The organism is Serratia sp. (in: enterobacteria), from assembly GCF_046715635.1.
Taxonomy (GTDB): Bacteria; Pseudomonadota; Gammaproteobacteria; order Enterobacterales; family Enterobacteriaceae; genus Chania.
The window spans coordinates 1-5,806 of the sequence record NZ_JBKJYW010000184.1; the positions used below are offsets into that span (position 1 = coordinate 1).

The following is a 5,806-nucleotide window of genomic DNA, read 5'->3' on the forward strand; positions in this document are numbered from 1 at the left end:
ATGTGGGCGACAATCTTCATCATTGATCCGTTGTATACCGTACCGTTGCTAACAGGGGTTATTGTTGCCTGGCGGCTAACCTCCCAATCCTCACAGCAAACGAATGGGTCAGGTCGAGACAGGGCGGCACGCAACTGGCTGGTAGCGGGCTTGCTGGTGAGCTCGGTTTACCTGGCGTGGAGTGTCGGCGCCAAAGCACTGATCGACAGATCCGCATCGCAAAGCCTGGCGGCCCTGAACTTAGAGAACGCACCACGTTTTTCAACCCCCCTGCCGTTCAACACCCTGGCATGGCGAGTGATCGTGATGGAACCAAAAGGTTACTGGATCGGTGACCGGTCCCTTGTTGCCGATCGAGAGGCAATGCCATTTACGTTTTACCCAAGCGAAAACGCTATACTGGAGCAGTTGATATCCGAGCCGAAATTGGACCGTCTGCGGTGGTTTACACATGGGTTTTTCGCTGCCCACACGCAGCAACGAAACGATGGAGAGCTTCGTCTGATCCTTGCCGATCTACGCATGGGATTAGAACCCGACTATCTTTTCCGCTATGACATTGCTGGCACAGACGAGCATGGCGTTTGGTCAGTTACCCCCGAAATTACCCAATTATCCACATCGGCAAATTTCTTCAACACGCTAAGCTGGGTGTGGAGGCGCATTTTTGACAGTAAAGCAGTACCTTGATTAGGGGTACATCGATGGAGCACGGTTTATGCTGGATTAGTTTCGTGCTCCTCGCCTCCGCAGGCAGGATTAAGCAGGAGGGTATTTTCCGCTCCTAAGCGGCCCCTACGCTTAGGCTGAAGTTGCCACCCTGGTTTCACTGTCCTACAATGTATGTTGTAACTAAAATGCGAGGTGATAATGGATAAATACAGCCTGATCGGCAGAATGAATGCGCGTTTTAGCGAGCTGGAACAGGCGCTGGCGCAACTCCACCAGCAAATCCAGCCTTTGCGGTTGCTGGCTGCAAGAGTGTTCAGCCTGCCAGAAATCGAGAAAGGTAAGGAACATACCGCCATCGAACAAATCAGCGTGGAGCAGCATGTGGGCAAGGCTGCCCGTGATCTTGCTCTGGAACACTACCAACGGCTGTTTATCCACCACAACCGCCAGCATATCAGCAGCAAGGCGGCGGTAAGATTGCCCGGTGTCATTTGTCTTGAGACCGAGCGGGCCGATTATCTGGCGTTACAACGGCAGATCGCCCTGATCAACCGGCTGAAAGCGGAGCTGGAACAGATCATTACCGTAGAGTCTGGCCTGGCACCCGAGCAACGTTTTGACTTTGTGCATACCCACCTGCACGGTTTGATCACCCTCAGCGCCTATCGCTCCATTATCCTGCTCACCAATCCGGACTCGGTGCGTTTTGGCTGGGCCAACAAGCACATCATCAAGAAGGTGAAACGTGACGATGTTCTGGCGCAATTGGAAAAAAGCCAGAAAGCCGGGCGCGCCGTTCCGCCCTACAACCGCGAACAGTGGGCCGAGTTGGTGGGCCGCGAAATTGACGACGTCAGTCGCCTGCCGCAGAATGCGACGCTAAAAATAAAACGGCCGGTGAAAGTGCAGCCAATCGCGCGCGTATGGTATCAACCGCAGCAAAAGCAGGTGCAACACCCCTGCCCCCTGCCGCTGATTGCCCTGTGCCAACCAGAGATGGGCGCTCAGGTGCCGAAGATCGGTGAACTACTCAATTACGACGTGACGGCGGTGAAACACAAATATAAGCCGGAGGCCAAACCCCTACGCCTGCTGGTGAAGCGCCTGCATCTGTATACCGATATTGATGGATAATTAACGTGCGTAAATCGCTTTATCGGGGTATTTGGTTGAACGGGCACAGCATGTGTGCCCTGCATGACGAATCTAGCCGTGAAAGAAATTACTCGTCGTTAAGCTTGTAAACTCGCAGCCGATGGCCATCGAGATCGGCCGCAACAAAGGTGTAACCGAAGTCCAGCTCAACCGGAGATTGCACGATGGTTAATCCTTTATCCCGCCACTGTTGGTAGAGCGCATCGACCTGTTGCGGTTGTTCGCACATAAAGCAGATTTCTGTACCGCCGCCGGTCGCCGTCGCCGCAGGCTCCACGGTATGTTTTGACCATAACCCCAGCTTGAAACCATGGTTAAAGATAAATAAGGCAAAGGTGGGAGACAACTCGACGGGGTCGACACCTAACAATTGGCGATAAAATTCAGCGCTTTTTTCTGGGCTATCGACATAAATCATAGTCATGCTTGGGGTAGTCATCACGTTATCCTCTGAATGGGAACCGGCTGGCTCCTGATAACGTCACTCTAGTGCACCCTACTGTCAGTTTATGGCAGTAGGATCATTGCGCTGAGATACCCTCATTTTCCCGCCACAGTTTCATCAACGCCCGGCGGCCGCGCGGGTAACGTTGCTCCAACGGCGTTAAGCGGCCAATACGGTCAAGGCGGAAATGACGTATCGATCCACGCAGTTCACACCAAGCCATCAGGATTTGCACCTGTTCAAAATAGCCCATGGCAAACGGCCACAAGATCCGCTCGCTGCCATTACCGGCATAATCCCGATACTCTACCTTGATCTTACGCTCCAAACGGATGGCGTCACGGATCGTCACCAGAGTTTCATCGGCCACATAAGCGGTAGGTACTGGGCCGATCAACAGCGTATTGGCATCCAGCTCTTCACGCAGTTCCGCAGGCAACACGGCGGCAATTTTTGCCAATGCATTGGTTGCCGCCCCGGCAAGCTGGCTGTCACCCCGGCGTTCCACCCAGCGCATACCCAGAACCAGCGCTTCGATCTCAGTTTGCGAGAACATCAGCGGCGGCAGCATAAATCCCGGTCTTAATACATATCCGATGCCCACTTCGCCAACAATATCCGCCCCCTGCTGCTGCAAGGTGGCGATATCGCGGTACAAAGTGCGCATGCTGATCCCCAGTTCTTCGGCCAGGGAATGCCCGGCGACGGGGTAGCGATGGCGACGCAGGATCTGCATCAGATCGAGTAGGCGTTGAGTGCGGGACATGGGTTACTCGTGGTTGAATAAAATCGCTGTAAACATGACAAGGGATTATACACCGACGCCAGGGAAAATTTGGTCATTCGGCTGTCGTCATCAGATATCACTAATTACCTAACCAACCTGGCGCCAGCAGTCTGATAATGCACAACAGAACCAGCTAAAACCGAGGAGCACTTATGAGCATTGATTTGAACTTTGAAAATCTTGAGCAACGGGCCATGCAATATAATGCCCGCGCGTCAGTAAGCGATTTTTCTGGTTGTATGACGCAATACGCCCTGCTGGCCGAGCGCGCCAAGTCCTCAACGGCTGGTATTTACGATCTACAATATGGGATGGGCATCGCAGAACGTCTGGATATCTTTCCGGCAGCCAGGCAACCCGCCCCGCTGTTTGTCTTTATTCACGGCGGCTACTGGCACTCGCAAACCAAGGAGGATGCATGTTCGATGGCGCATGCTTTTACCCAGCACAATGTGGCATTGGCTACGTTGGAATACACGCTGCTGCCGGAGGCGACGCTGGCAGAAACTGTCCGTGAGGTGCGCAGTGCCATTTCCTGGCTCTATCACCATAGCGCGCAGTTTGGCATCGACCCCGAGCGGATTTTCATCGGTGGCAGCTCTGCCGGTGGCCATCTGACAGGCATGTTGATTGCTGACGATTGGCAGTCATCGTATCGGGTGCCACCCCAGGTCATCAAGGGAGCGCTAGCATTAAGCGGGCTGTATGATATACGCCCGCTGTGTGATATTTATATCAACAACTGGATGCGCCAGACGCCTGAGCAGGCCAAATTGCTGAGCCCCCTGTTTCTGCTGCCTAAAAAAAACCATGCCCCACAGATTTTACTCAGCGTCGGAGCCAAAGAAACCACTGGGTTTAAGCATCAAACCCAGGCCTATTATGCCGCCTGTCAAGAAAAAGGATTAGACGTCCAACACATTGAGGACCAGGAAAATAATCATTTCACGCTGGTTAATGAGCTGGCTGATATACAGAGCAACCTGTTTAAACATGTGATGGCGATGATCCACCCGCAGGGTCAATGAACATCCGGCAGTCAAGTCTCCCTCGGCATTGGCACCTTGCCAATATTCATACTGCGCAACCCGATCTCAGGCGCAGCTTGGTACGCCTGAGATTTACCTGGTGTTATTTCTTCATGCTGCCGACCATCTCCTCTGGCCGCACCCATAGGTCAAACTGCTGCTCGGTCAGATAACCCAACTTCAGCGCCGAGGCTTTCAGGGTCAATCCTTCCTTATGGGCCTGCTTGGCGATTTCCGCCGCCTTGTCATAGCCAATATGGGTATTCAAGGCGGTGACCAACATCAGCGACTCGTTAAGCAACTGGCCAATGCGTTCGCGGTTCGGTTCAATCCCCACCGCGCAGTGCTCATTGAAGCCGCTCATGCCGTCTGCCAGCAAACGAATAGATTGCAGATAGTTGTGAATAACCAGCGGGCGGAATACGTTCAGCTCAAAGTTACCGGACGCGCCACCAATGTTCACCGCCACGTCGTTGCCCATCACCTGCGCACAGAGCATGGTCATGGCTTCACACTGCGTTGGGTTGACCTTCCCCGGCATGATTGAGCTGCCCGGTTCATTTTCAGGAATAGCGATCTCGCCGATGCCGCAGCGTGGGCCAGAGGCCAGCCAGCGCACATCGTTGGCGATCTTCATCAACGAGGCGGCCAATCCCTTCAAGGCACCGTGGCCATGCACCAGCGCATCGCAGGTGGCCAGGGCTTCGAACTTGTTCGGCGCGGTAACAAAAGGCTGCCCGGTCAGCTCTGCCAGCGCCCTCGCTACCCGCACCGCGTATTCGGGATGAGTGTTCAACCCGGTCCCCACCGCCGTCCCACCCAAGGCCAACTCACTGAGGTGCGGGATGCTGGCTTCGATATGCTTGAGGTTATACTCCAACATTGCCGCCCAGCCGGAGATTTCCTGGCCCAGCGTCAGCGGCGTAGCATCTTGTAGATGGGTGCGGCCGATTTTAACGATATCGCGGAAAGCTTCCGCCTTGGCATGCAGCGTGCGGTGCAGCCCCTTCAACTCAGGGATCAGATGTTCACGCACCGCGATCACCGCCGCCACATGCATTGCAGTCGGGAAAACGTCGTTGGAACTCTGGCTTTTGTTGACGTCGTCGTTGGGATGGACCCGCCGCGCTTCACCGCGTTCGCCCCCCAGCAACTCACTGGCGCGGTTGGCCAGCACTTCGTTCATGTTCATGTTGGTCTGGGTACCGGAACCGGTTTGCCAGATCGACAGCGGGAATTCATTGGGATGCTTATCCGCCAGCACTTCATCGGCGGCCTGAATAATCGCTTTGCCCTGCTCGGCAGGCAGCAATCCCAGATCCATATTGACGCTGGCTGCCGCACGCTTGGTCATCGCCAACGCATGGATCAGCGCCGGAGGCATTTTTTCTGATGAGATACGGAAATGTTCCAACGAACGCTGAGTCTGCGCGCCCCAAAGTTGGTCGGCGGGTACTTCGATGGGGCCCATTGAGTCTTTTTCAATCCGAACGCCTGCCATCACGGTCTCCTTAGCACAATTCCTAAAATGAAGGGGAAATACCAACGAGTGATAGCCCGTTGGCGAGCCTCCTCAGTATAGCCAGATAATAACTATTCGCATTAACCTCCTGGGCAAAGAGCATTTTTAGCCATCTTGGCTTGCATGCGCCTGCGCCACATTGTTTACTTAGCGCAATTTTCTTGAGAAAGCAGGGATACGATCATGCAAAAAATGAC

5 protein-coding genes and 1 pseudogene are annotated in these 5,806 nt (G+C 54.2%); 3 read left to right on the forward strand and 3 right to left on the reverse strand.

Annotation, left to right across the window (positions count from 1 at the left end):
• Positions 1-690: pseudogene (locus ACLQ7H_RS09060) on the forward strand (hypothetical protein); the annotation flags it as partial.
• Positions 691-870: 180 nt separating this feature from the next.
• Entirely contained in the window at positions 871-1,806 is a 936-nt protein-coding gene (gene tus, locus ACLQ7H_RS09065; protein WP_411752375.1) for a DNA replication terminus site-binding protein, read from the forward strand.
• An 88-nt stretch (positions 1,807-1,894) separates the two neighbouring features.
• Here tus and ACLQ7H_RS09070 read toward each other — a convergent pair whose 3' ends face one another.
• Both ACLQ7H_RS09070 and ACLQ7H_RS09075 read right to left on the reverse strand, forming a co-directional pair.
• A complete protein-coding gene (locus tag ACLQ7H_RS09070; RefSeq protein ID WP_411752376.1) occupies positions 1,895-2,266 on the reverse strand; it encodes a VOC family protein in 372 nt (123 codons plus the stop codon).
• A gap of 82 nt (positions 2,267-2,348) precedes the next feature.
• The gene (locus ACLQ7H_RS09075) at positions 2,349-3,038 is read right to left on the reverse strand and encodes a helix-turn-helix transcriptional regulator (RefSeq protein WP_411752377.1); all 690 of its coding nucleotides are present in this window, start codon (positions 3,036-3,038) and stop codon (positions 2,349-2,351) included.
• Positions 3,039-3,211: 173 nt separating this feature from the next.
• On the opposite strand from ACLQ7H_RS09075, the gene ACLQ7H_RS09080 reads away from it, so the two are divergent.
• Entirely contained in the window at positions 3,212-4,087 is an 876-nt protein-coding gene (locus ACLQ7H_RS09080; RefSeq protein WP_411752378.1) for an alpha/beta hydrolase, read from the forward strand.
• Between the two features lie 103 nt (positions 4,088-4,190).
• Here ACLQ7H_RS09080 and fumC read toward each other — a convergent pair whose 3' ends face one another.
• Entirely contained in the window at positions 4,191-5,588 is a 1,398-nt protein-coding gene (fumC, locus tag ACLQ7H_RS09085; protein ID WP_411752379.1) for a class II fumarate hydratase, read from the reverse strand.
• Positions 5,589-5,806 lie beyond the last annotated feature (218 nt).